Below are 24,823 nucleotides of genomic sequence, written 5' to 3' on the forward strand. Positions count from 1 at the left end.
TGAACGAATCGTTCATGCGTCTTCCGGGATGAAGCGACGTTCGGGCGGAATGGACTGATGTCGACCAAGCGCTGTTACTACGAAACCCTTGAGGTCGACCGAAACGCGGATGATTCCAAACTCAAGGCGGCCTTTCGCAAGCTGGCTATGAAATGGCATCCGGATAGAAATCCGGGCGATGCGACCAGCGAAATGCGCTTCAAGGAAATCAACGAAGCCTATGAAGTCCTGAAGGACGGCGACAAACGCGCCGCCTACGATCGCTTCGGTCATGCCGCATTCGAGCATGGTGGTATGGGCGGTGGCCCCGGATTCGGGGCGGGCTTCGCTTCGTCGTTCTCCGACATTTTCGAGGACCTGTTCGGAATGGCCGGGCAGCGCGGCCGCGGTGGCGGCCGGGAGCGAGGCGCGGACCTTCGCTACAACATGGAAATCTCGCTGGACGAGGCTTTCCAGGGCAAGACCGCCCAGGTCGAAATTCCGGTCTCGGTCACATGCGAATCCTGCTCGGGCACGGGCGCCAAGGCCGGGACCAAGCCGAAGAACTGCGCGATGTGTGGCGGCGCTGGCCGGATTCGCCAGGCCCAGGGCTTCTTCACGCTGGAGCGCACCTGTCCCGGCTGTCAGGGGCGCGGCCAGATGATCGAGGATCCCTGTCCATCCTGCGGTGGCACGGGCCGTGTCAACCGGGAGCGTTCGCTTTCAGTCAATGTTCCCGCCGGTGTCGAGGATGGCACCCGCATCCGTCTTGCCGGCGAGGGCGAGGCTGGAATCCGTGGCGGGCCGCCGGGCGACCTCTACATTTTCCTCTCTCTCGCCCCGCATGAGTTCTTCCAGCGAGACGGCGCCGATCTGCATTGCCGCGTTCCGATCTCGATGGTCACCGCCGCGCTTGGCGGAGAATTCGAGGTGCCGACCATCGACAAGAGCAAGACCAAGGTGAGGGTGCCCTCCGGGACTCAGTCGGGCCGCCGATTCCGCATCGCATCAAAAGGCATGCCAGTGCTGCGCTCGCGCCAGACCGGCGATATGTATGTGCAAGTGGTGGTTGAAACGCCACAAAACCTGACGAAGAAACAGCAGGAACTTCTGGCCGAGTTCGAGAAGTTATCGTCGGGTGCAACGCAACCCGAGGCGGCGGGTTTCTTCACTAAGGTCAAGGACTTCTTTGGCACCCGCGCGAGTCCGTAATGGCCTTTTGCTTGACCGTTTCGATTGTCGGCTGTACCTGTGTATAACTCAAGTCTGATCCCCTGCCAGTAGTTGACCCCACCTGGGTGCGAAATGCCTTTGCAATTGTCTGCGCGTGCGCCGAAGAAACCGCTCCGTCTTGACGACGAGGTCCGCTTTCTCCGCTCGTGGTTCGAAAAACCCCTTCATATGGGCGCAGTCATGCCGTCCGGACGCATCCTGGCCCGCACAATGGCGCAGTATGTCGATGTCGGATCGACCGATCCGGTCGTCGAACTGGGACCGGGGACCGGCGCGATCACCAATGCGTTGATCGAGCACGGCGTCGATCAGAAGCGTCTTGTGCTGATCGAATACGATCCGGGGTTTTGTGCGCTGCTTCGCGACCGCTACCCGCAGGCGACGGTGGTTCAGGGCGATGCCTATACGTTGCGGGATTCGCTGTGGAACGTACTGAGCGCCCGCGCCTCGGCTATCGTCTCCGGCCTGCCGCTCGTCACCAAGCCGATGTTGACCCGGCTCAAGCTGATCCGGGACGCCTTCGCGGCGCTCGCCCCCGGCGCGCCGTTCGTGCAGTTCACCTATTCGGTCGTACCGCCAATCCCCAAATCGCTGCCCGGTATTTCAACGGAAGCGTCCGAGCGGATCTGGATGAACCTCCCCCCCGCACGCGTCTGGGTGTATCGCAGGGGTTGATGAGCCGGCGCGACGGCCGATCGCCCCGCGATGCGACCGATGTCCGCGCCGGAAATCCTCGTCATTCCGGGCTTGCTCCGCACCGGCTCGATGCGCGGAAGGCGATGGTGCGCCAATTGATCGATGTCGCCGGGAAACACGCGGCGAGATGAAATGCGGCCTGAAAGGACGACGCGGCCGCCCGATCGCCGCGCTTGATGCGGCCGGCATTACCGACGCCTGCTTTCGTTCGCCGGAATACCAGACAGCGATCATGGTTGGCACGCCGCGTTCGAAAGACGAACGGGGTCGTCGAGCGTTACGACGTCTCTCAACCCGGCGCGAGCGGGCTGATGCAGAGCCTGATCGGTTGCCGGGAAACGTAGCGCCCGCTATACCCGGAGAGTATTTTGAGGACTCGGTCGTGGCCGACATGCGTTTGATTGTTGCTGGAGCAGGCGGCCGGATGGGTCGCGCTTTAGTGCGCGCGATAGCGGAAAGCGGTGGTGCGGTGCTGGCGGGCGCGCTCGAGCCGCCGGGCTCCGAGTTGATTGGAAAGGACACCGGCGTTCTGGCCGGTCTTCCCGCGAACGGGATTGAAGTATCGGCAGATCTCTGGTCGCTGTCGGCGCACGCCGACGGTATCCTGGATTTTACGGTTCCGGCCGCGACCATCGCGAATGTTGCCATCGCCGCCGAGCGCGGACTGGTTCATGTCATCGGCACCACCGGCCTGTCGGCTTCGGATATGGCGGTTATCAAGAGCGTGACTTCGCGCACGGTTGTCGTGCAGTCGGGCAATATGAGTCTGGGCATCAATCTGCTCGCCGCGCTGGTGAAGCGGATGGCGCAATCACTGGATGAGAGTTTCGATATCGAAATTCTTGAAATGCATCATAGGGCCAAGATCGACGCGCCCTCCGGCACGGCGCTGATGTTGGGGCAGGCGGCGGCCGACGGCCGCAAGATCGTATTGGATCAGCACGCGGCGCGTGGGCGCGATGGGATCACCGGTGCCCGCAAATCGGGCGATATTGGTTTTGCCTCGCTGCGCGGCGGCACCGTGTCCGGAGATCACAGCGTCATCTTCGCGGGTCCGTATGAGCGCATAACGTTGTCTCATCATGCCGAAGACCGGATGATCTTCGCGCATGGTGCGTTGAAGGCCGCGAAGTGGGCGCACGGCAAGACACCCGGCCTTTATTCGATGGCCGACGTGCTCGGGCTGGGCGACCTATAGCATTTGCGACTTTCAGGATTGAAAAAGCGGGAACAGGCAGAATGAGCGAACGTCTTCTGGTGCTCGTGCGTCACGGCCAGAGCGAATGGAATCTGAAGAACCTGTTCACGGGCTGGAAGGATCCGGATCTGACCGAGCTCGGCGTGACCGAGGCAAAGGATGCAGGACGCAAGCTGAAAGAGCAGGGTTTTGCGTTCGACATTGCCTTTACCTCGGTGTTGATCCGTGCCGAACACACGCTCGACCTCGTGCTGGAGGAATTGGGTCAGACCGGAATTCCGGTCAGGAAAGATCTGGCGTTGAACGAACGGGATTACGGCGATCTTGCGGGGCTCAACAAGGATGAGGCTCGCAAGAAATGGGGCGAAGAACAGGTGCTGATCTGGCGCCGCTCGTATGACGTGCCGCCACCAGGCGGCGAGAGTTTGAAGGATACGCTGGCGCGCACGCTGCCGTATTTCGTGCAGGAAATCCTGCCATGCGTGCTGCGCGGCGAGTGCACGCTCGTCGCGGCGCACGGCAATTCGCTGCGCGCGCTCGTGATGGTGCTGGAAAAACTGTCGCCCGAACAGATTCTCAAGCGCGAACTTGCGACCGGCGCGCCGGTGATCTATCGGCTGAACGCCGATGCGACCGTGGCCTCGAAGCTTGATCTGGCGGCCTGAAAAGCTTTCAGAGCGTTTTCGAGCGAAGCATGTCCTCGGGCCTGACCCGAGGATGGATACCGGTTTGCGTGAGGAAAACGCGTCAGATCAAAATCATGGAGCCCCGCTTCTGATTCCACCAGATGCGGAAAGGCTCTACTCGACGCCGACCTGCCCGGCTTCCCAACCCAGCATCGCCTGCTTGCGGGTGATGCCCCAGTGATAGCCGGTCAGTGCGCCGCTCTTGCCGATCACGCGATGGCAGGGAACGACAAACGACACCGGGTTCTTGCTGACCGCGGCGCCGACGGCGCGCGAGGCTTTCGGGCTGTTTACGTTGGCGGCGATGCTTGAATAGGTCGTGGCCTTGCCCATGGGAATCCTGAGCAGGGTCTCCCAGACCCGCACCTCGAAATCCGTCCCGATCAGAACCACACGCAACGGCTGATCCGGCCGCCAGAGTTTTGTATCGAACACGCGCTGCGCAAGCGCCGCCGTTCCGGCGTGATCCTCGACGTAGGTTGCGTTGGGCCAGCGCCGTTTCATATCGGCCAGCGCGGTCTGCTCCTCGCCGGCGTCGGCGAAAGCGAGTCCCGCGAGGCCGCGGCTGCTGGCGATCACGATCGCGGTGCCGAACGGCGAGGGGTGAAAACCGAAAGCCAGCCTCATGCCGGCGCCGCCGTTTTTCCATTCGCCGGGGGACATCGCCTCGTGCGTGACGAACAGGTCGTGCAAGCGACCCGGACCTGAGAGGCCGGAGTCGAGGGCGGCGTCGAGCACGCTGGCGGACTTGCGCAATAGCCCCCTGGCGTGGTCGAGCGTCAGCGCCTGCATGAAGGCTTTCGGCGTCAGGCCCGCCCAGCGGCGGAAAAGATGATGCAGTTCATCCGGCGCCACGCCGGCGGCGTCGGCTATCGCTGCAATGGTCGGCTGCGTGCGCCAGTTTGCCGAGATAAAAGCGATCGCGCGCCGCACCGCATCGTAGTCGCGCAGCGCGGCACTTTCTGCGCCCGGCAGCGTGAGGCGTGGATCATTCGGGGCGAAGCTTTTTGCAAACGTCATCATGACACGAATGTAAGGCGGCGGCTGTGTCGCAGCCACCCGATTCCCGCGAGGGTTTTTGGAATTAGAAGCGGGGCTCTATAATTTTGATTTGACGCGTTTTCCTCACGCGAATCCGTACCCATCCTCGGGTCAGCCTGAGGACATACTTCCTCGAAAACGCTCTAAGAGAGCGGATTGTAGGTCGGCCCGCGTTTCGCAAGTTGTAGCGCTGCTGATAAGGCTTCGACAAAACTTACCTTCTCGTCCGGACCAAGAAAACTCGCGATCGAGATCCGGCGGCCGCGCGAAACCAGATAGAGCCGCTCGATGCCATACTCCTCGTGGATTTTCTGGTCGAGCTGCACCCAGAGCGGGTTCGAAACCCACTCGACGATATGACCGCGATGACTGGTGCGGCGCACCCGCAACTCGAAGTGGGTGATGAAAATTTCCTCCGTGGCTCTGGCCCGCAGGAAATTGATCCGGAACGCCCAGTAAATCATGAGGGCGTCGAGGCCGAAAAACAGGAACACCGGCCAGGCGCCCATCATCAGGAACACCATTCCCGCGACAAAGCTCACCACGGTCACGATCGTCATCAGCACAATGAAACCGGCTTGAGTCAACGAGCGGTGCGGCGTCAGCAGGGCTGAAAACAGCGTCTGCTCCGCAAGCTCCGGATTGGTCAGGTTATTGTCCAATGTCATTGGAAATCACTATACCATGATCATGACGAAAAACACCCGCCGGAGCTTTGCAAAGCTGAGTTCTGCTCGCGGCGGGACCGCCGAACCACCCCCGAAAGCTCCTGAGGCGAACCTTGGGCAGCGAAAATCCGTTGCGGCGAAATTGGGGCAGGCTCCGGCGGCAAAACCGCGGAAACGGGCGGCGACACCCGAGGCCGGGGCCGCCTCCAAGGCCATCCTGCCCGCCGCCAAGCGGCCCGCCAAGCCGGCACGTCGGTCGGCACGTGGGTCGGCGGCGCCCACGCCGCCCCTCAGGCCCTGGACGGTGGCCGAAATCCGGGAAGCCTTCGTGCGGTTCCGCAACGCCAATCCCGAGCCGAAGGGCGAACTCGAGCACCTCAACCCCTACACGCTGCTGGTCGCGGTGGTGCTGTCGGCTCAGGCGACCGACGCCGGTGTCAACAAGGCGACTCGTGCCCTGTTCGCGGTCGCCGATACGCCCGCCAGGATGCTGGCGCTCGGCGAGGAGAAGGTCCGCGATCACATCAAAACCATCGGGCTCTATCGCAACAAGGCGAGGAACATCATCGCGCTGTCGGAAAAACTGCTCGCGGACTTCAATGGCGAAGTCCCGCGCAGCCGCGCCGGGATCGAATCGCTGCCCGGCGCGGGACGCAAGACCGCCAACGTCGTGCTCAACATGGCGTTCGGAGAGCACACAATGGCGGTTGACACCCATGTCTTCCGCGTCGGCAACCGTACCGGCATGGCGCCGGGCAAGACGCCGCTCGAGGTCGAACTCGGACTTGAGCGCGTGATCCCGGACGAGTTCATGCTGCATGCGCATCACTGGCTGATCCTGCACGGACGCTACACCTGCCTGGCGCGATCGCCGCGCTGCGCGGTGTGCTTGATCAACGACCTGTGCCGCTGGCCGGAAAAAACGATCTAAAGCTCGGTCGTTCATCCATCTTTCCGCGAGCCGAGAGCGATAACCCGGCCCGCTCGCTGCGGAAGACCTGCGTACCATAAGAAACGCGAACACTGGCGTTTGGGTTCCAGCGCCGCACCACTTCCTGCAAAACAAAAAGGCTCCGGTCGAAACCGGAGCCTTTGGTCGGCTGCAATAAAGAAGCTGACGCTTACTTGTCGGTGCGCTGTTTCAGCGCGGTGCCGAGGATGTCGCCCAGCGTCGCGCCAGAATCGGAGGAGCCATATTGCGCAATGGCTTCCTTCTCTTCGGCGACCTCAAGCGCCTTGATCGAGACCTGCACCTTGCGGGCCTTCCTGTCGAACTGGATGACGCGGGCATCGACCTTCTCGCCGACGGCGAAACGCTCGCTGCGCTGGTCGTTGCGGTCGCGCGCCAGTTCCGAACGCTTGATGAAGGTCTGGAACTCGGTGCCGGCGATCTGCACCTCGATGCCGCCGTCCTTGATCTCAAGCACTTCGCAGGTCACGACCGCGCCCTTCTTGACGTCGCCCGGCTCGGCGAACGGGTCGCCTTCGAGCTGCTTGACGCCGAGCGAGATGCGCTCCTTCTCGACGTCGACGTCGAGCACGATGGCCTTGACCATATCGCCGCGCTTGAAGTTGTCGATGACCTGCTCGCCCGGCTGTTTCCAGTCGAGGTCGGAGAGATGGACCATGCCGTCGACGTCGCCCTCGAGGCCGAGGAACAGGCCGAACTCGGTCTTGTTCTTGACCTCGCCCTCCACGGTCGAACCGACCGGGTGCTTTTCGACGAACGCTTCCCAGGGATTGCGCATGGTCTGCTTGAGGCCGAGCGAAATCCGGCGCTTGACGGCGTCGACCTCGAGCACCTGCACCTCGACTTCCTGCGAGGTCGAGACGATCTTGCCGGGGTGCATGTTCTTCTTGGTCCACGACATCTCGGAAACGTGGATCAGGCCCTCGATGCCTGGCTCCAGTTCGACGAACGCGCCGTAGTCGGTGATGTTGGTGACGCGACCGGTGTAGCGGGCGTTGAGCGGATACTTCGCCTCGATGCCCTGCCACGGATCGTCGAGGAGCTGCTTCATGCCGAGCGAGATGCGGTGGGTCTCGTGGTTGATCTTGATGATCTTGACCTTCACCGTCTGGCCGATGGCCAGCACTTCGGTCGGATGATTGACGCGGCGCCAGGCGATGTCGGTGACGTGCAACAGGCCGTCGATGCCGCCGAGGTCGACGAACGCGCCGTAGTCGGTGATGTTCTTGACGACGCCGTCGATGACCTGACCCTCTTCGAGGTTCTGCACCAGTTCCTGGCGCTGCTCGGCGCGGGTCTCTTCCAGAACCGTGCGGCGGGAGACGACGATGTTGCCGCGGCGGCGATCCATCTTGAGGATCTGGAACGGCTGGGTGTTGTTCATCAGCGGGCCGACGTCGCGGATCGGGCGGATGTCCACCTGCGAGCGCGGCAGGAAGGCTACGGCGCCGTCGAGATCGACGGTGAAGCCGCCCTTGACCTGATTGAAGATGACGCCGTGGACCTTCTCGTTGTTCTGGAACGCCTTTTCGAGCTTGCCCCAGCTCTCCTCGCGGCGCGCCTTGTCGCGCGACAGCACGGCCTCGCCGAGCGCGTTCTCGATGCGATCGAGAAACACCTCGACCTCGTCGCCGACCTTCAGGGAGTTTTCGCGGCCGGGTCCGGCGAATTCGCGCAGCGCCACGCGGCCTTCGGTCTTGAGGCCGACGTCGATGACGGCCATGTCCTTCTCGATCGCAACCACCTTGCCCTTGATGACGGAGCTTTCCTGCAGGCTGCCGCCGGCGAAGGACTCATCGAGCATCGCGGCGAAATCGTCGCGGGACGGGTTGTAGGTATCAGTCGAAGCCATTTGTTCTCCAATGCGGGATACTTGCCGGCGGTTCGGGTTGATAGGCGTAACGCGCGGGAAGGGTCAGGGGTCCGCGGCCCTGACGACCGTCGTGCGGGGAACATGCAGCAACGGGCCGGCAGCAAGCCTTCGCGTTCGAAACGATGATGTGGTCCGGAGTCTTTCAGGAGCGATCGACCGCAGAACGATCGACATCGAGACTGAGCGGGCGTTCCTCCAATGACGGCGGGAGTTTGAAACTCCGGCCGGCCCGCTCGGGCGGTCTCGACACTATCGGTGAGCCCGGACGCGAAGGATATAACGGCCAAGCGGCACTGCGGCAAGTCCGGAATCCGCGTCCCGCAGCGTCGTGATGGTGCGAACGGCCTTAAAAGGCCCTGAGGACAACCTATGGAGGCTCCACACAGCTAGCGACCAGCCCTGACCGCCTCGACGATGGCGATGGCGGCTTTCAGGCCGGCCTCGATGTCGAGGTTGGAATTATCCAGCACATGGGCGTCGGCGGCCGCCTTCAGCGGCGCGATGGGCCGGTTGCGGTCGCGTTCGTCGCGCTTGAGGATATCCGCCAGAACCACCGCCTCATCGGCCTCCTCGCCGCGCGAGCGCGCCTCCAGCGTACGCCGCCGGGCCCGCACGACCGGATCGGCCACCACGAAAATTTTCACGTCGGCCTCGGGGCAGATCACGGTACCGATGTCGCGGCCGTCGAGCACCGCGCCGGGCGGCTCGGCGGCGAACTGGCGCTGGAACGTCAGCAGCGCCTCGCGCACCCGGGGAAACGCCGACACGACCGAGGCGACCTCGCCGACCGTCTGGGTTTTCAGGGCGGGATGGCCGAATTTTTCCGGGTCGAGCTCAAGCGCGGCCGCGACCGCGAGCGCCTCGTCGGCCGGGTCCGCGCCGGCGTCGAGCAGGGCCTTGGCGACCGCCCGATAGATCACCCCGGTATCGAGATGGCGAAAGTGATAGTGATGCGCCAGGCGCTTGCCGAGCGTGCCTTTCCCCGATGCCGCGGGTCCGTCTATGGCGATGATCATGCGAAATCCGCTCCCAGCCGCCGCATCATCGGCACGAAATCCGGAAAGCTCGTGGCGATGAAGGCGGTGTCGTCGACCTTGACCGGCGCATCCGACGCGCAGCCCATCGCCAGCGCCGACATCGCGATGCGATGATCCATGTGGGTGGTGACCAGACCGCCGCCGGGCACGCGGCCGCGGCCCTCGACGATCAGGTCGTCGCCGGCGATCTCGACCGCGACGCCGTTGACGCGCAGCATGGCGGCGGCGGCTTCGAGGCGATCGGATTCCTTGACGCGCAATTCGTGCAGCCCGCGCATCACGGTGGTGCCTTCGGCAAACGCCGCCGCGACCGCGAGCACCAGATATTCGTCGATCATCGACGGCGCGCGAGCGGCCGGCACCTCGACGCCGCGCAGCTTTGAGGCGCGCACCCGTAGTTGCGCCATCGGCTCGCCGGCATCAAGGCGCGTCTCGCTCTCCTCGATCGAGGCGCCCATCTCGCGCAACGTGGCGAACAGGCCGGTTCGCAACGGGTTGGTCATGACGTCGGTCAGCACGATGTCGGAGCCTTCGGTGATCAGCGCGGCGACGATCGGAAACGCCGCCGATGACGGGTCGGCCGGTACCGTGACGGCGGCGCCGTGCAGTTCGGGCTGTCCGGTTAACGAGATTTTGCGCCCGTGTGTGCCGTCGGACACGGAAACAATCTGCGCGCCAAAATGCTTCAGCATCAGCTCGGTGTGGTCGCGGCTGGCCTCGCTCTCGATGACGGTGGTGATGCCCGGCGCCGACAATCCCGCCAGCAGCACCGCCGACTTGATCTGCGCCGATGCGACCGGCGTGCGGTACACGATCGGCAGCGGATCGCGCGCGCCTGCGAGCGTCAGCGGCAGCCGGCCGCCGTCGCTCTCGCCCGTCACCCGCGCGCCCATCAGTTCGAGCGGATCGAGAATGCGCCGCATCGGCCGCGAGCGCAGCGAGCCGTCGCCATCGAAGGTCGCTACTATCGGACAACCGGCCACCGCGCCCATCACCAGGCGGCACCCGGTGCCGGAATTGCCGAAATCGAGCGGCGCCTCGGGCGTCGCGAACCCGCTTGTGCCGACGCCGCGCACCGACCAGACGATCCCGCTTTTGTCGTCGATCCGCCGTTCGACCTTTGCCCCCAGTGCCTGCATCGCCTTGGCGGTGTTGAGCACGTCCTCGCCCTCGAGAAGTCCAGCGATTCGGGTTTCACCGACCGCCAGCGCACCCAGAATCAGGGCCCGGTGGGAAATCGACTTGTCGCCCGGCACCCGGACGCGCCCGATCAGGGACTGGCATTTTCGCGCCTCGAGCGGCGCCGGTTGGCCGGAATGAGTCAAGATTGCGGGTTCCTTTGTCGGCGGCTGGTATCACAGGGGCGCCGGCGCGTCACGCCTTCGGCTTCGTCTGCAAAGCGCTATTGACAGGGCCGCCCCAACTAGCCAAGTGAAGCACCGCTTTTCAAGAAATCCCAGGATTCCACACGTGGCCAAATCCGAGCTCGGAACCAAGCGCATTTGCCCGACGACCGGCAAGAAGTTCTACGATCTGAACAAGACCCCGGTGATCTCGCCCTACACCGGCGAGGTCGTGCCGATCGTCGTGGCGCCGGTGCGGGCCCGCGGCGAGGCCGCCCGCGCCGCCGCTGCCGCGGCTTCAGCGTCCGATGCGTCGCCGGAACCCGCCGAGGCCGAAGGGCTGGTTTCGCTGGAGGAGGCCGACGCCGAGGAGAACACCGGCAAGGTCAAGAAGGCCGTCGTCCCGGAGTCCGAGGATGATATCGAGGTCGACGACACCCTTGACGAGGACGATGACTCCACCTTCATCGCCGACGAGGAAGAGGGCGATGAGGACGTGACCAACATCATCGGCGACGTCGGAGACGACGAGGAGACTTGAGATCGGCCCTGAACTGTGGTTCAGGGTCTTTGAGACCGCGCCGCCCTGATTTGGTGCGGATCGCTATAGAGCGGGATGAGGAAAAGTGTTAGCGGTTTTCCTCCCGCATCCCGCTCTAGAATATTGAACTCGATCACGTTCATGATTTTGGATCGGTCCGATCCAAAATCATCGTGATCCGGGGGCCATAGCTCAGCTGGGAGAGCGCTTGCATGGCATGCAAGAGGTCGGCGGTTCGATCCCGCCTGGCTCCACCACGCCTCATCCGGTCTTTCAAGACGTTGGGTTTGGCCGCAGGCGACTTGATTCCCGACCCGATTTCAAAGTGTTGGTCGATGCGCCGGACGTCTTGAACGACGCTCAAAACATCGCCATATTTGATCTGACCGGCTGGGAACCACCAGACGGCCAAAACGGGGTGCCGCAAGGGCCCCGCGCAAGATCCGCCGAAGTGTGGGCGGTTCGGCGACCGGATCATGCGCCATTCAAGTTGGCGCGCGACCGGACGCAAAACCGGTTTCACTTTTGCTGGTCGAGCGCATCAAAGTCGCTTCGAGAGGACTTTGTGATGTCTCGTGTTCCATCGTTGTCCAGTCCGTTCCTTTTGGGATTCGACGAGATCGAGCGTGCGCTCGACCGCGTCGTCAAAGGCGCCGACGGCTATCCTCCCTACAACATCGAGCGGTGCGGGTGCGACCGGAACAACGGTCAGCCCGAACGCCTTCGGATCACGCTGGCGGTGGCGGGGTTTACCCGCGACCAACTCGATGTGACCATTGAGGAAAATCAGCTCGTCATCCGCGGCCGGCAGCAGGACGACAAGATCAGGCAATACATCCATCGCGGCATTGCCGCGCGCCACTTCCAGCGCACCTTTGTGCTGGCGGAGGGGATGTTGGTGCTGGGCGCGGACTTGAAAAACGGGCTACTGTCCGTCGATCTGGCCAGGCCGGAAGCTGAAAGGATTGTTAAGACAATCGCGATCAATGAACACGAATAATGCATGGCCGGGAAAAGTGGAAACCGGTTTTCCGGCGAAGGCCATGCATCCGGGTACAACGAGTAGCGGACTCGACCGCTTAATCCAGCAGAAGGAGTCGAGATCATGCGTGAAGTGAGTGCTACGTTACAGCCCGAAAGCCTTTCGATCGAGGCGCTGGCGCAGCTCGGCGAAGGCCATATCGCCTATGTGAAGCAGGTCCGTTCCGAGGACGTGCCGGACCTGTTTCCGCAGGCCCCGAAAATCGCGCCCGGCCTCATGCTGTTTGCGCTGCATGCCGCCGACGGCACGCCGATCATGCTCACCGATTCGCGCGAGGCCGCGGTCGCGAGCGCCTGGAGCAACGAGTTGCAGGCCGTCAGCGTGCATTGAGAGACGCGCGAGGCGCGCCGCCGTCGCGCGCGACCGAGTTAGCGGAAAGCGGCGGCGCGTTGAGCGCTGCCGCTTTTCTGTTTGACGGCCCGGCCGCTCCGGCCAAGCCGTTAGAGCATGATCCCGAAAAGTGGAAACCGGTTTTCGGATAAGATCATGCTCAATCAGACTCCAAAGGCCGATCCCATGGTCGGCTGGTTGCATTTGACCTCGATCGGCGGCCCTGTATGGTCGCGCCAATCCATTGAACATTCGGGAAATCCCCATGCCCGCCTATCGCTCCCGCACCTCCACCCACGGCCGCAACATGGCCGGCGCCCGCGGCCTGTGGCGCGCCACCGGTATGAAGAATGAAGACTTCGGCAAGCCGATCATCGCCGTGGTCAATTCCTTCACCCAGTTCGTGCCCGGCCATGTCCACCTCAAGGATCTCGGCCAGCTCGTGGCGCGCGAGATCGAGAAGGCCGGCGGTGTCGCCAAGGAGTTCAACACCATCGCGGTGGATGACGGCATCGCCATGGGCCACGACGGCATGCTCTACAGCCTGCCCTCGCGCGAGATCATCGCCGACAGCGTCGAATACATGGTCAACGCGCATTGCGCCGACGCCATGGTCTGCATCTCCAACTGCGACAAGATCACGCCCGGAATGCTGATGGCGGCGTTGCGCCTCAACGTTCCCGCGGTGTTCGTCTCCGGCGGTCCGATGGAGTCGGGCAAGGTCAACGTCAACGGCAAGATCAGGTCGGTCGATCTGATCGACGCCATGGTCGCCGCCGCCGACGACAGCGTGAGCGACGCCGACGTCGAGGCGATCGAACGCTCGGCCTGCCCTACCTGCGGCTCGTGCTCGGGCATGTTCACCGCCAATTCGATGAACTGCCTGACCGAGGCGCTCGGCCTCGCATTGCCCGGCAACGGCTCGGTGCTCGCCACCCACGCCGACCGCAAGGGCCTGTTCGTCGAAGCCGGTCATCTCATCGTCGATCTGGCGCGGCGCTACTACGAGCAGGACGACGCGCGCGTGCTGCCGCGCGCGATCGCGAGCTTCAAGGCGTTCGAAAACGCGATGACGCTCGACATCTCGATGGGCGGCTCCACCAACACCGTGCTGCATCTGCTCGCCGCGGCTTACGAAGGCGAAGTGCCTTTCACAATGAAGGACATCGACCGGCTGTCGCGCCGCGTGCCGGTGTTGTGCAAGGTCGCGCCCTCGGTGGTGGACGTGCATCTGGAAGACGTGCATCGCGCCGGCGGCATCATGGGCATTCTCGGCGAACTCGATCGCGCGGGCCTGATCGACTCCAGCCTGCCGACGGTTCACAGTACCTCGCTGAAGGACGGGCTGGAACGCTGGGACATCAAACGGACAAAAAGCGACAGCGTGCGCAGTTTCTATCTGGCCGCGCCGGGCGGCGTGCGCACCCAAGTCGCGTTCAGTCAGGACAAGCGCTTCGAGGAGCTCGACGCCGACCGCAGCTCGGGCTGCATCCGTGACGCCGAACACGCTTTCTCGAAGGACGGCGGTCTCGCCGTGCTCTACGGCAACATCGCGCGCGACGGCTGCATCGTGAAGACCGCGGGCGTCGACGACAGCATCCTGACATTCTCTGGCCCCGCGCGCATCTTTGAGAGCCAGGACGCCGCGGTGGACGCCATCCTCACCAACAGGATCCAGCCGGGCGATGTGGTGCTGATCCGCTACGAGGGACCGCGCGGCGGTCCGGGTATGCAGGAAATGCTGTATCCGACCAGCTATCTGAAATCGAAGGGCCTCGGCAAGCAGTGCGCGCTGATCACAGACGGCCGGTTCTCCGGCGGCTCGTCGGGTCTGTCGATCGGCCATGTCTCGCCGGAAGCGGCGGAGGGCGGTGCGATCGGTCTCGTCGAGGAAGGTGATCGCATCGTGTTCGACATTCCCAACCGCAAGGTGCATCTCGACGTTAGCGACGCCGAGCTCGAGCGTCGTCGCGCTGCGATGGAAGCGAAGGGCGACAAGGCGTGGAAGCCGGCGCCGCGCAAGCGCCGCGTGACGATGGCGCTGAAGGCCTACGCCGCCCATGCCACCAGCGCCGCGCTCGGCGCCGTGCGGGTGGTGAAGGATTAGCAGGCCTGCTGTAAATACTTTCCGTCGTTCTCGTCATTTCCGGACGCACCGAAGCTGCGGACCTCAGATGTGCGATGGCACATCGGGGAATCCAGTATTCACAAATTCTCCTCGTGCTACTGGATTCCCGACAGCCGCTAACGCGGCTTCGGGAATGACGGAACGTTTTTTTAGAGCGTTTTCGAGCGAAGTGGATGCCGGTTCGCGTGAAGAAAACGCGTCAAATCAAAATCATAGAGCCTCGCTTCTGATTCAATCAGAAGCGAAAAGGCTCTAGTATCCTGCTATAGCGAAATGCTTATCCAGCAACGAAGAGCGTCTCCCCCCTCTCTCCGGCAGGGAGAGTGAAGAGGCTCGTCTCTGTTCGCGAAGATTGAAAACAGCTCAGTCCCACAGCCCGTATTCGGGCCACTTCGATTTCGGGATCATCGCGCCGACGCGATAGGTGAACGACAGCACATCGAGATGGTCGGGCGACCCCTTGCATTTGAACGAGAACGCATACCATTTCCCGCCGCTGCGGAATGCGCCGCCGTTGGCAACGATGGTGTCGCCGTGATGCCGCGGCGGGGTAATGACGTTGGATTTGGCGCGATCCGGTTTCGGAAGTTTCCCGCTCTTGCCGATGTGTTTGACGGCCGCGAGGTCGCAGATCTGTTCCAGTCGCGTTTGCGGGTCGAGCTTGCCGAGGCTTGCAATGAATCTCGGGTCCGTCGCGCCGGCCGGCGCCATGACGGTGAGAGCGAAGGCGCAGATCAGCAGGATGGATTTCGCGGACGGCATCATGGCTCCGGACAGATTGAGAGCGTTTTCAAGCGAAGTGGATACCGGTTCGCATGAAGAAAACGCGTCAGATCAAAATCATAGAGCCCGCTTCTGATTCGATCAGAAGCGGAAAGGCTCTAGAACGATTGCGGTCCGGGCCGGTACATGCTCGCGCGAAATCACAAAGGGTGACCCGTCATCTCTCCCGTTGGGTGAGTGCCCGCAATGTTCCGATGATCCGTTCCGTCAAAATAAGAATCGCTCTAGAGTCAGATTCAACTGAGTTTAATCAGACTCTAGCCCGATCCTTTTGATTGAGCATGATCTTATCCGAAAACCGGTTTCCACTTTTCGGGATCATGCCAGAGCGATTCGCAACAGCTCAGGGGACTGTCGCCGGCGGCAGCGCCAGCACCGAGTAGATCGCCTGCGCATCGCGCGAGGCGCGCAGTTTGTTGGCAATATCCTGATCGCGCAGCAGCCGCGCGATTCGCGCCAGCGCCTTCAGGTGATCCGCGCCGGCGCCCTCGGGTGCCAGCAGCAGGAAAATCAGATCGACCGGCTGGCCATCCATCGCCTCGAAATCGATCGGGCGGTCGAGCCGTGCGAACAGGCCGAATATCTTGTCGAGTTTTTGCAGCTTGCCGTGTGGAATCGCGACGCCGTAGCCGACAGCCGTGGTTCCGAGCTTCTCGCGCCGCAACAGCACCTCGAAAATCGCGCGGTCGTTCTGCCCGGTCAATTCAGCGGCGCGCGCAGCCAGTTCCTGCAGCGCCTGCTTCTTGCTGTTGACCTTCAATGCAGGAAGGATCGCCTCGGGTGCGACCAGATCAGTAATCATCATATGACGTTCCGAGGTGAGGTTTGCCGTCAGGGTTGCGGAAGACGCGTCAGATACAGCAACAAGCGTAAGCCCACATACCGGCGAACGCACATGGTTGGCGGTCCGCGGCCCTCCGGCCGGGAATGCCCGGGCTTATAGTCTAACGCAAGCCCAATGCCAATTCCTGAACTTTTGTCCCGGCCGGTGGAAAACCGGTTCGGAAAGGTCGCGGACCATAGGGACCGGTGTTCCGGGCGTCAATGGCGGCGCGTCATGCAGAGCCGTTCACCGCCGGCGGGTCGATCCAGCCCACATTGCCGTCTGGCCTGCGATAGATCACGTTCACGCGGCCGCTGGAGCCATGCTGGAAAACCAGCACCGGCACGCCGGTGAAATCGAGTTCCATCACCGCTTCGCTGACCGAAAGCCGCCTCAGCGATGTGATGGCTTCCGCGATGATGACCGGATTGAAGGCGGTGACCTCGTCTTCACCGTCCACGTTCGGCGCCTCGATGACGTAACTCGGCGCGTCGAGCACGGCGACCGCTTCCGTCGTGGCGTGGATCTTGCGGGCCGAGCGATCCTTGAGGCGGCTCTTGTAACGGCGCAGTCGCTTCTCGATCTGCAACAGTGCCTGGTCTGCGCTCGCATAGGCATCCGCGGCGTTGGATTCGGCTTCGAGCGTCACTCCGGAATCCAGATGCAGCGCGCAGTCGGTGCGGAATCCGAAGCCGTCCTTGCACAGCGTGATGTGGCCAGAATATTTTCCGTCAAAATATTTTCGGAGAACTTCGTCGGTGCGACTGTTGAGGCGCCCGCGCAGCGCCTCGCCGACATTGATGCTCTTGCCCGAGATTCGAAGTGTCATGGCAGGCCTCATCCATCATGAGTAGGAACGGATTATCGGGCGTCGCGCGCGCGCAATCAAGCCGGTGCGATGTCACGGGAGCGGTCGGCCGAAGGGGCAGCCGCCGTCCGCGCGTTGCCAAGCACGCTCTGCTTGTCGCGGCGGCGCTGCACCGAGGAGGGAATTCGCAGGGCTTCGCGATATTTCGCCACGGTGCGGCGGGCGATATCAATGCCGGCTTGGCGCAATCGTTCCACGATGGTGTCGTCGGATAGAACGGCCGACGGGTCTTCCGCATCGATCAGTTGCCGGATGTGGTGACGGACGGCCTCCGCCGAGTGGGCGTCGCCGCCGTCGGCCGAGGCGATCGATGCGGTGAAAAAATATTTCAGCTCGAAGATGCCGCGATTCGTCGCCATATACTTGTTGGCGGTGACGCGGGACACCGTCGACTCGTGCATCTGGATCGCGTCCGCCACGGTCTTGAGATTGAGCGGCCGCAGGTGAGCCACGCCCGAGGTGAAAAAGCCGTCCTGCTGGCGCACGATTTCGGTCGCCACCTTGAGAATGGTGCGGGCGCGCTGATCGAGCGCACGGACCAGCCAGGTCGCGTTTTGCAGGCAATCGGTGAAATAGGCCTTGTCGCCGTCCTTGCGGATCGTCTTCGATAGTTCGGCATAATAGGTCTGGTTGACCAGCACGCGCGGCAGCGTATCGCTGTTGAGTTCGACGAGCCAGCCGCCGTCCGGGCCCGGCCGCACATAAACGTCGGGCACCACGGTCTGCGTACGCGGGGTGCCGAACCTCAAGCCCGGCTTGGGATCGAGATGACGGATTTCGCCGATCATCCCGGCGAGGTCTTCGTCGTCGATGCCGCAGATCCTGCGCAAACCTGCGAAGTCGCGCCTGGCCAGCAAATCGAGATGTTCGACCAGAACCTGCATCGCCGGATCGTAGCGATCTTTCTCGCGCAACTGGATTGCAAGGCACTCGCTCAAATTGCGGGCGCAGATCCCCGGCGGATCGAACGTCTGCAGCACCGCGAGAACGGCTGCGACGTCGTCGGCACCGGCACCGAGCCTGTCGCCGACCTCGCCGAGGTCGGGCGGCAGGTAACCGGCGTCGTCGACGAGATCGATCAGATAGCGTCCGATCATGCGCTGCGCCGGCGCCGTCACAGTGACCGCGAGCTGTTCGGCCAGATGCTCGCAGAGCGTCACCTCGGCCGCGACGAAGGCCTCGAGATTGTAGCTGTCGTCATTCGAGGCGCCGCCACCCCATTCGGTGAACGCGGTCGGCGCGGAATCCTGCGCGGCTCGCGCCGCGGCCTCGGCCGGTTCCTCCGGAAAGACGTTTTCGAGGCCGCTGTCGAAGGTCTGCTCGATCTCGGTGCGGCTGCCGAGTTCGCTGTTGATCCACTCGTCGGGCGCGGGTTCTGAGGACTGGCCGCCGGAGCGCTCGCCCGTGTCGTCGTCCCCGAAAGCCGCCGCGTCGCCGCCTTCTGAAAATTCGGCGTCGCGAGCGGCGGGCTCCCCAGCCGCCGGCGGCTCGGGGCCGTCGCTGGCGCGCTCCAGCAGCGGATTCCGCTCCAGTTCGTCCTCGACAAACGCGGTGAGATCGAGGTTCGACAGTTGCAGCAGCTTGATCGCCTGCATGAGCTGCGGCGTCATCACCAGCGACTGGGACTGGCGGAATTCGAGTCTCTGCGTCAGCGCCATGCCAAGACCGGTCCAAAGATTGGTCCGATTCTTGCTTAACTGTTTTGCGGCCGGATGTACACGCCTTGTCGGCGACGCAATTCAACTCCGGCCTCAACCTGAGGTCTGCAAACACGTTTGGTCGCATTGCTACCGCAGCGCGCAACCGGTGTGGTTTGCGCATGGATGAGCGACTCAGTCCAAGGCTTGTCAATCTAAGGCTTGTCAATCCAAGGCTGGTTAATGGGCTTGTTAATACAAGGCTTGCACCGGAGGCATCGGCGTGGGATCGACCGCGCGCGGCGCAGCCGCCGCAGCGGCTGTCGGTCTTGGTTTCGGGCTTGCCGTCTGCGCACCCGGCGCGCGTCGGCTATCGTTGACCGTCGTCAGCCGCCGCTGCGATCGATTGGTGGATTGCCGCTTCCGCTTGGTCGATGAGCGACGCAGGCCCCACGAATGCGCGATCGACGGCCCGGCGGTATAGCCGACCACCGCGCCGGCGACCGCCCCGACCGGACCCAGGACCACCGCACCTGACAGCGCGCCCAGCGCAGCGCTGCCGGCGCGCTCCTGCGCCAGCGCCGCCGACGATAGCAGCGGCAACGCCAACGCAACCACAGTAACGATTATCTTCATTTTGTGCTCCCCGTTTGCCGGCGAGCAAGACTGAGAAATGCGGCGACACGAGGAATATCAGGTCTTCGATCTGCCGGCTGAAACTCCAAATTCGGCCATCGATACGGTTCAGCTTCGGCAGGCTTGGCTGGCTGCGCCGCGCAAAGCACCACGAGGAAACTTCACATGGTCAAGACGAGCCTTCTTGTTGCCGCCGCGAGTTTGCTGCTCGCGCTCCCGGCGTCCGCCGCGGATCTCTCCTTCACGGGCGAGGCCCCGCAAGTCGCGCCGATCGCTCAGGCTCATATGATTTGCGACGACGACGGGTATTGCTACCGCACACACGCGCCGCGTTACGTCCAACGTTGGCATGACGACGACGGTGATGACGGCGCCGGCGACGAACGTCGCGACTATCGTCCGCGCTATTACGCCCCGCGCGCCGGCGTCTCACGCAACGATGATGACGACGGTTCGGCATTTGGTGTCGATGTCGGCCCCTGGTGAGGGGTGCGAATCCCGCGAAGCAGATTCGTCACGAACCCGACCGGTCAGAGCATGGTTATGCTGGAGCATGGCCATGCTCGCGGCCTACGCGCTACAGCCGGAATTCCTCGCCGAGATACAAGCGTCGCACGTCGGGATCGTTGACGATCTCGTCGGGGCTGCCCTCGGTCAGGATTTCGCCGGCGTAGACGATGTAGGCGCGGTCGGTCAGCCCCAGCGTTTCGCGGACGTTGTGGTCGGTGATGAGCACGCCGATGCCGCGATTGGTCAGATGGCGTACGAGGTCCTGGATGTCGCCGACCGCGATCGGGTCGATGCCGGCGAACGGCTCATCCAGCAGCATGTAGCTCGGGCGTGTCGCCAGCGCGCGCGCGATTTCCACGCGCCGCCGCTCGCCGCCGGACAGCGCGATTGACGGCGTCTTGCGTAAGCGGCTGATGTTGAATTCCTCGAGCAGCGCATCGAGCTCGGCCTCGCGCTTCTTCTTGCTGGGCTCGACGACCTCGAGCACGGCGCGGATGTTCTGCTCGACGCTGAGGCCGCGGAAGATCGAGGCTTCCTGCGGCAGATAACCGATGCCGAGCCGCGCCCGCTGATACATCGGCAGCTTCGTCACGTCGTGACCGTCGAGTTCGATCGCGCCGCGATCCGCCGGGATCAGGCCGGTGATCATGTAGAACACGGTGGTCTTGCCGGCGCCGTTCGGACCCAGCAACCCGACCGCCTCGCCGCGGCGGACATAGATGCTGACGCCGCGCACGACCTGACGCGAGCCGAAACTTTTTTCGACGCCGTGCACGGCGAGGTAACCGGGGCGCTTCGCCATCCGCGGCGCGGCGGCGCCGTTGGAGGCGGCGCGTGGGCGGGGAGGTTCCGGCGTGGGGCGCGCCGGCCGCCGGGATTGCGGAACGGGCGCGACAGGCGGAACATCGCGGTCGGCTCCGCGCGCGATCGGCGGAGCGTCGCGCACCGGACTGGTCAGCATGTCGCCGATGGTATCGCCGAGCGCGGTGATGTCCGCCTGGGTCCGCGCAAAGGCTTGCGGCCCGCGTTTTTGCGGCCGCTTGCGGAACACGTTGAAGATATCCACCATGGGCGCTTCGCTCAGCCTCTCACGGTCATCCGCCCGCACGCCACGACGCTCGACCGATTCGCCGCATCAGCATGAATGAGGAAACGAACGTTGCCCAGCGAAACACGGGAACTCAACACTCGACTCCGTCGCCGCGGCCTCACGTCCGCTCGCGGAAGATACGGACGGGCTGTCGCGGGTTCAACCTCTCGTCGTCCGATCCTTTGGCAATTTATTGATATCATTTAGGCTTTTGCGATGAACCGGAGAGGGGCATCGGTCCAGACAGCGGCCCTCCCTGTCCGGACGACTGAAACAGGCCCTGCACCCGCCCGCTGTTCGATTCGACGCGGGACACGCCCGTGGTCATGTCCACGATCAGCCTGTCGCCGCGCAACACGTTCTTGCCCTGGGTCAGCACGACCTTGCCGAGCATGGTGACCAGATTGGTCCTGGTGTCGAACTGGGCGGTATCGCCGGTCACGACCTGATCCTTCTGGGTCACCACCACGTTGCCCCTGGCCTCCAGCCGCTTGATCGAGGATGCGCCCGATGGTCCCGGCGTCGCCGAGGCCATCGCTGGTTTCGACGGTGACTTGCCCTTGGCATTGGCCGAATTGCCGCTTTCGTAATAGACCACGAGAGTCTTCGACGTCATGGTGGTGTCGCCCTGCACCACCTTGACGTTTCCGGAGAACGTCGCCTCCTTTTTCTTGTCGCGCATCTCCAGCGCGGCGGCCTCGATCTGGATCGGCTGATCGCGATTTTGGGAAAAGCCCTGCATCGCGTTGGGGACGCCCTGCACCGCGCTTTGCCCGGCGGCTTCGCCGGCCGCCATCACGGCGATGGTGATCAATCCACCGCACAGCAGGCCGGCGATGCGGGTCGCCAGCGGGAGATGGCGGGGACTCTGCGTGGCCGGATTCATTTCGTGTCGCCGCCCGAATTGTGTTGGGTGTGCGAGCGGCCGCGCGAGGTGTGCGTGCGCTCCGCGCTGGCAGCCGGCGGCGCCGTCTCCTCGTCGGCCGGACCCGCGGTCGCGACAGGACGGTCCATCACCAGATGCATCACGACATTGTTTTCGAATCGCACCACGTCGCCCTTTTCGGTGACCTTCATGGTGTCGGCGGTCAGCGTGCCGTTCAGCAATTTGACATCGACGGGCTGGTCCGAGGTAACGGTGCCCTGACCCATATCGACCAGCGCATGGCTCAGCCGCGCCTCGTATCCCGTCGAAGACTGCATGAGGATATCCTTGTGCAGGTCGAGCATCTGCGTTTTCGTATCGAACACCCCGGTGCGGGAATTCAGCGTCACCGTCGAACGGTCCTCCATCAGCACCTTGGCGCGCAAGGTATGCAATTCGACATGATCCGGATCGGTGATGTCCTGCGTCGCCGTCGTGGCCTGCATCTCATAGGGCCGCTTGTCCGGTGTGAAGCCGGAAAGATGCGGCGATTCCATCGTGATCTTGGTGCCGGAGACGACGAGATTGTCCATCTCGAGCGGCAGCTTCGCCAGCGCACGGAAGGGATTGAAGACCGCGACCGCGATCAGCGCGGCCATCACCAGGCCAACCACCGCCGGCACCGCGATCCGCAACGCTCGCACCATACGGCTGTGACGCGCCGCGCGTGCAAAACGTGCCTCCAGACCGGTCTGCATTCCGGCCTGATAGGTAGGGTTCTGAACCGAATACACCGCTGCTCCAGGCGCCTGTTCTGGTTATTCTACCCCGAACCGCGGGGTTTCGCAGCCCTGACATCATATGACGACACCACGCGTTCGGCATCAGGGTCCGCGCCGCAACATGGGAACACTGAAGCGGTTTCCGAACTTGCGGTGGCGACCGCCGCCAGCCCGGCGCCACCGAGGACGAGGAGTGTGACCGAAACGGGGCGGAAGCACGTTGCAGCCGGCCAGCCGGGCGGCGATCGTCGCGTGGCGCGGATCACGCGTGCGCAAAAATGTCCTCGGCTCCCCAGCCGGAAAGATCGAGCTTTGCCCGTGTCGGCAGGAACTCGAAACAGGCCTGCGCCATCCCGGTGCGATTCTCGCGCGCCAGCATGGCATCGAGCTTGTCGCGCAGGGCATGCAGATGCAGCACGTCGGAAGCGGCGTAGGCGAGCTGCGCATCGCTCAGTGTCTGCGCCCCCCAGTCGCTCGACTGCTGTTGCTTCGACAGTTCGATGTTGAGCAGCTCGCGCACCAGATCCTTCAGGCCATGCCGATCGGTGTAGGTGCGGATCAGCCGCGAGGCGATCTTGGTGCAGTAGACCGGCTGTGGCATCACGCCGAATGCGTTGGAGAGCGCGGCGAGATCGAAGCGCGCGAAGTGGAAGATCTTGACGATGGTCGGATCGGCCAGAAGCTGTTTCAGGTTGGGCGCCTCACGCTGGCCCTGCGCGATCTGGATCACGTCGGCCGAGCCGTCGCCCGGCGACATCTGCACCACGCACAGCCGGTCGCGATGCGGATTGAGACCCATGGTCTCGGTGTCGATCGCCGCCGAGTGCGTGTAGCGCTTGAGGTCCTGGTCCGGCAGATCGCCGCGGTGCAGGCGGATGGTCATGGATGAAGCCTCGTCGAATCGGTGTGAGCGCTAAACTATCGTTGAAATCGTCAACAAACGAGGGGCGGAACTTTCGAAAAGCCCGGACACCGGCTCACCTGGGAACGCGACGCCAAACGGCTAACGAATACTTTCCAATGCGCTGATAAATTTGGATTATTTTGGAAGCTCTTGCTGACCCTAGCCGGCCTTGTACGCCCTACGACAACTCGTCTTTCAATAATATCAAGAAAGCTGCGGCAGTCTCGGCAGATTGCGATGTTTTACAAGGGTGCCGGATGAAAGCTGAACGACAACAGCGGTCGCCACGTTTTGCCATCCTGATCGATGCGGAGAATGTTTCGTCGAAATTTGCCGACGGACTCTTCAAGAAAATCGCCCAAATGGGCGACGCGCCGGTCCGGCTCATCTATGGAAATCTCTCGGGTCCAAACCTAAAGGGTTGGGCCAGCGTATTACCTGATCATTCGCTCGAGAGGCGTGATCAAATTCGCGCGGCGAAAGGCAAGAATTCTGCGGACATGGCGCTAGTCATCGACGCTATGGATCTCTTGCATGATGGTCGGATCAATGGATTTTGTCTGGTCTCGTCCGATAGCGATTTCACGAATCTTGCTGCCCGGCTTCGGCGTGAGGGCGCGAGTGTTTATGGGTTCGGTGAAAAGAAAACACCGGATTGCTTTCAGCGGGCCTGCGATAGGTTCATCTCGCTTGAAGGTCTCCTTCCGAAAACGTCCGAACCCAAACCCATAGCTGTTCCGCCACCGATATTGCCCAACTCCAAAAACCCAAAGCCGCCGAGCGCCGCCATTCCGATCCTCAACAAGGCCATTTCGCAGATCGAGAGCGAGGATGGCTGGGCACTTCTCGGCCCTGTGGGACAGCAAATATCGAAGCTGTTCTCGGATTTCGATGTCCGCAGCTATGGCTTCGGAAAACTCAGCAGCCTTGTCAGGAAGACGGGCGCATTCGAGATCGACGAGAACAACGGACCGATGCGCATCCGCACTCGGCCCCGCGCGGGCCGGAAACCGGCGTCCTGATGGCTGCGATCACGAACCTGCGGGCTTGCCGAAAAACCGACGGTGCCCGGAAAAGGATTGCGCAGTCCGACGGGGCTACCAGTGATTTATCAAGCTTTTTTGTATCCAGACGCGCGGGGTCGTCTCAAGCGGATCAGG

25 protein-coding genes and 1 tRNA gene are annotated in these 24,823 nt (G+C 63.0%); 12 read left to right on the top strand and 14 right to left on the bottom strand.

Annotation, left to right across the window (positions count from 1 at the left end; translation table 11 throughout):
- The first annotated feature begins 57 nt into the window (after nt 1-57).
- From dnaJ to NHAM_RS00795, 4 genes are all read left to right on the top strand, one after another.
- Nucleotides 58-1,191 carry a molecular chaperone DnaJ gene (gene dnaJ, locus NHAM_RS00780; RefSeq protein WP_011508763.1) on the top strand — a complete coding sequence of 378 codons (1,134 nt, stop codon included), beginning with the start codon at nt 58-60 and terminating at the stop codon, nt 1,189-1,191.
- Nucleotides 1,192-1,284: 93 nt separating this feature from the next.
- Complete coding sequence (locus NHAM_RS00785) at nt 1,285-1,887, top strand: class I SAM-dependent methyltransferase (RefSeq protein WP_011508764.1); 603 nt, start codon at nt 1,285-1,287, stop codon at nt 1,885-1,887.
- 403 nt (nt 1,888-2,290) lie between these two features.
- Entirely contained in the window at nt 2,291-3,106 is an 816-nt protein-coding gene (gene dapB, locus NHAM_RS00790) for a 4-hydroxy-tetrahydrodipicolinate reductase (protein ID WP_041358562.1), read from the top strand.
- A 41-nt stretch (nt 3,107-3,147) separates the two neighbouring features.
- Nucleotides 3,148-3,771 (top strand): 2,3-bisphosphoglycerate-dependent phosphoglycerate mutase, encoded by a 624-nt coding sequence (locus tag NHAM_RS00795; protein WP_011508766.1) that lies wholly within the window; start codon nt 3,148-3,150, stop codon nt 3,769-3,771.
- 135 nt (nt 3,772-3,906) lie between these two features.
- On the opposite strand, the gene NHAM_RS00800 is transcribed toward NHAM_RS00795, so the two are convergent.
- Together NHAM_RS00800 and NHAM_RS00805 are read right to left on the bottom strand one after the other, a co-directional pair.
- Nucleotides 3,907-4,815 carry a methylated-DNA--[protein]-cysteine S-methyltransferase gene (locus tag NHAM_RS00800; RefSeq protein WP_041357520.1) on the bottom strand — a complete coding sequence of 303 codons (909 nt, stop codon included), beginning with the start codon at nt 4,813-4,815 and terminating at the stop codon, nt 3,907-3,909.
- Nucleotides 4,816-4,976: 161 nt separating this feature from the next.
- Complete coding sequence (locus NHAM_RS00805) at nt 4,977-5,501, bottom strand: DUF2244 domain-containing protein (RefSeq protein ID WP_011508768.1); 525 nt, start codon at nt 5,499-5,501, stop codon at nt 4,977-4,979.
- A 16-nt stretch (nt 5,502-5,517) separates the two neighbouring features.
- Here NHAM_RS00805 and nth point away from each other — a divergent pair, with 16 nt between their 5' ends.
- A complete protein-coding gene (gene nth, locus NHAM_RS00810) occupies nt 5,518-6,432 on the top strand; it encodes an endonuclease III (protein WP_245269967.1) in 915 nt (304 codons plus the stop codon).
- A 190-nt stretch (nt 6,433-6,622) separates the two neighbouring features.
- Here nth and rpsA read toward each other — a convergent pair whose 3' ends face one another.
- The 3 genes from rpsA to aroA all read right to left on the bottom strand — a co-directional run bounded on the left by rpsA (nt 6,623) and on the right by aroA (nt 10,706).
- A complete protein-coding gene (gene rpsA, locus NHAM_RS00815; protein ID WP_011508770.1) occupies nt 6,623-8,323 on the bottom strand; it encodes a 30S ribosomal protein S1 in 1,701 nt (566 codons plus the stop codon).
- Nucleotides 8,324-8,730: 407 nt separating this feature from the next.
- Nucleotides 8,731-9,360, bottom strand: coding sequence for a (d)CMP kinase (gene cmk, locus NHAM_RS00820; RefSeq protein WP_011508771.1), 630 nt, complete (start codon nt 9,358-9,360; stop codon nt 8,731-8,733).
- Nucleotides 9,357-10,706 carry a 3-phosphoshikimate 1-carboxyvinyltransferase gene (aroA, locus tag NHAM_RS00825; RefSeq protein WP_011508772.1) on the bottom strand — a complete coding sequence of 450 codons (1,350 nt, stop codon included), beginning with the start codon at nt 10,704-10,706 and terminating at the stop codon, nt 9,357-9,359. Before aroA ends, cmk begins: the two co-directional genes overlap by 4 nt.
- Before the next feature lie 145 nt (nt 10,707-10,851).
- On the opposite strand from aroA, the gene NHAM_RS00830 reads away from it, so the two are divergent.
- From NHAM_RS00830 to ilvD, 5 genes are all read left to right on the top strand, one after another.
- On the top strand, nt 10,852-11,265 hold the full coding sequence (locus tag NHAM_RS00830; protein WP_011508773.1) for a TIGR02300 family protein: 414 nt from the start codon (nt 10,852-10,854) through the stop codon (nt 11,263-11,265).
- A 181-nt stretch (nt 11,266-11,446) separates the two neighbouring features.
- Nucleotides 11,447-11,522: transfer RNA gene (locus tag NHAM_RS00835), tRNA-Ala, on the top strand.
- 311 nt (nt 11,523-11,833) lie between these two features.
- A complete protein-coding gene (locus NHAM_RS27410; protein WP_011508774.1) occupies nt 11,834-12,265 on the top strand; it encodes an Hsp20 family protein in 432 nt (143 codons plus the stop codon).
- A 105-nt stretch (nt 12,266-12,370) separates the two neighbouring features.
- Nucleotides 12,371-12,637, top strand: coding sequence for a DUF1150 family protein (locus tag NHAM_RS00845; RefSeq protein WP_011508775.1), 267 nt, complete (start codon nt 12,371-12,373; stop codon nt 12,635-12,637).
- 265 nt (nt 12,638-12,902) lie between these two features.
- Nucleotides 12,903-14,744, top strand: coding sequence for a dihydroxy-acid dehydratase (gene ilvD / locus NHAM_RS00850; RefSeq protein WP_011508776.1), 1,842 nt, complete (start codon nt 12,903-12,905; stop codon nt 14,742-14,744).
- A gap of 384 nt (nt 14,745-15,128) precedes the next feature.
- Here ilvD and NHAM_RS00855 read toward each other — a convergent pair whose 3' ends face one another.
- The 5 genes from NHAM_RS00855 to NHAM_RS00875 all read right to left on the bottom strand — a co-directional run bounded on the left by NHAM_RS00855 (nt 15,129) and on the right by NHAM_RS00875 (nt 19,512).
- Nucleotides 15,129-15,530: a DUF930 domain-containing protein gene (locus NHAM_RS00855; protein WP_245269968.1), complete on the bottom strand. Its 402-nt coding sequence runs from the start codon at nt 15,528-15,530 to the stop codon at nt 15,129-15,131.
- 361 nt (nt 15,531-15,891) lie between these two features.
- On the bottom strand, nt 15,892-16,353 hold the full coding sequence (gene ptsN, locus NHAM_RS00860) for a PTS IIA-like nitrogen regulatory protein PtsN (RefSeq protein WP_011508778.1): 462 nt from the start codon (nt 16,351-16,353) through the stop codon (nt 15,892-15,894).
- 250 nt (nt 16,354-16,603) lie between these two features.
- Nucleotides 16,604-17,200, bottom strand: a complete 597-nt coding sequence (hpf, locus tag NHAM_RS00865) for a ribosome hibernation-promoting factor, HPF/YfiA family (protein ID WP_011508779.1) — start codon at nt 17,198-17,200, stop codon at nt 16,604-16,606.
- Nucleotides 17,201-17,256: 56 nt separating this feature from the next.
- Nucleotides 17,257-18,897 carry an RNA polymerase factor sigma-54 gene (gene rpoN, locus NHAM_RS00870; protein ID WP_011508780.1) on the bottom strand — a complete coding sequence of 547 codons (1,641 nt, stop codon included), beginning with the start codon at nt 18,895-18,897 and terminating at the stop codon, nt 17,257-17,259.
- 231 nt (nt 18,898-19,128) lie between these two features.
- Nucleotides 19,129-19,512 carry a hypothetical protein gene (locus tag NHAM_RS00875; protein WP_011508781.1) on the bottom strand — a complete coding sequence of 128 codons (384 nt, stop codon included), beginning with the start codon at nt 19,510-19,512 and terminating at the stop codon, nt 19,129-19,131.
- 165 nt (nt 19,513-19,677) lie between these two features.
- Here NHAM_RS00875 and NHAM_RS00880 point away from each other — a divergent pair, with 165 nt between their 5' ends.
- A complete protein-coding gene (locus tag NHAM_RS00880; RefSeq protein WP_041357523.1) occupies nt 19,678-19,998 on the top strand; it encodes a hypothetical protein in 321 nt (106 codons plus the stop codon).
- Between the two features lie 91 nt (nt 19,999-20,089).
- On the opposite strand, the gene lptB is transcribed toward NHAM_RS00880, so the two are convergent.
- From lptB to NHAM_RS00900, 4 genes are all read right to left on the bottom strand, one after another.
- Nucleotides 20,090-21,091 (bottom strand): LPS export ABC transporter ATP-binding protein, encoded by a 1,002-nt coding sequence (lptB, locus tag NHAM_RS00885; RefSeq protein WP_011508783.1) that lies wholly within the window; start codon nt 21,089-21,091, stop codon nt 20,090-20,092.
- 220 nt (nt 21,092-21,311) lie between these two features.
- Nucleotides 21,312-21,998 carry an LptA/OstA family protein gene (locus NHAM_RS00890; RefSeq protein WP_011508784.1) on the bottom strand — a complete coding sequence of 229 codons (687 nt, stop codon included), beginning with the start codon at nt 21,996-21,998 and terminating at the stop codon, nt 21,312-21,314.
- Nucleotides 21,995-22,771, bottom strand: coding sequence for an LPS export ABC transporter periplasmic protein LptC (lptC, locus tag NHAM_RS00895; protein WP_011508785.1), 777 nt, complete (start codon nt 22,769-22,771; stop codon nt 21,995-21,997). The genes NHAM_RS00890 and lptC overlap by 4 nt, the downstream gene beginning before the upstream one ends.
- Nucleotides 22,772-23,021: 250 nt before the next feature.
- Complete coding sequence (locus NHAM_RS00900) at nt 23,022-23,642, bottom strand: ribonuclease D (protein WP_011508786.1); 621 nt, start codon at nt 23,640-23,642, stop codon at nt 23,022-23,024.
- 161 nt (nt 23,643-23,803) lie between these two features.
- Between NHAM_RS00900 and NHAM_RS00905 the strand changes: the two genes are divergently transcribed.
- Entirely contained in the window at nt 23,804-24,685 is an 882-nt protein-coding gene (locus tag NHAM_RS00905) for an NYN domain-containing protein (RefSeq protein WP_347336426.1), read from the top strand.
- Nucleotides 24,686-24,823: the final 138 nt, after the last annotated feature.

This window comes from Nitrobacter hamburgensis X14 (assembly GCF_000013885.1).
In the GTDB taxonomy this organism is placed as follows: domain Bacteria; phylum Pseudomonadota; class Alphaproteobacteria; order Rhizobiales; family Xanthobacteraceae; genus Nitrobacter; species Nitrobacter hamburgensis.